We start from the raw sequence: 447 nt of genomic DNA on the forward strand, positions 1-447 counted from the left end.
CGACGCAAGCACCTGATCGACCAATCCGCCATTCAGATACCTGAGAAAATGTTCAAGACGGTCTTTACGCGCTCGCCCCCAAAACGGTGGGTCAGGCAGCTCCAGGTCGTAGCCGAACGTATCAAAGCCGATTCGACCGCCGGCTTCGATCAGTGCCGTCTCATTGATCTTGCCCTGGCTGACACCGTCATCTGCATGCCCGAAAAGCACCCGATGACAGGGAAGCCCCTCTTCAGCAAAGATCTTCAGCGCCGGCTCACAGTCGACCGCGAGGTGAGTGAAGATGGGTGCACCGGTGATTTTGGATGCCCGCGCCGCCGCTCGATAGATGCGAAGATCCAACGCTTTCATCTTGAAACCACGGCTTACCCCGACTTTAATGATGCCAGCTTTAGCGCCAGTGTCACCGATACCGATGGAGATCTCGTGGACGAACTGATCGGTCAG

At 56.6% G+C, this 447-nt stretch carries 1 protein-coding gene; it reads right to left on the reverse strand.

The features are described from left to right. The coding region (locus IOC61_RS15895; protein ID WP_229333201.1) for a hypothetical protein at positions 1-447 on the reverse strand (447 nt) is incomplete at both ends.

This window comes from Halomonas sp. KAO (assembly GCF_015595025.1).
GTDB lineage: Bacteria > Pseudomonadota > Gammaproteobacteria > Pseudomonadales > Halomonadaceae > Halomonas.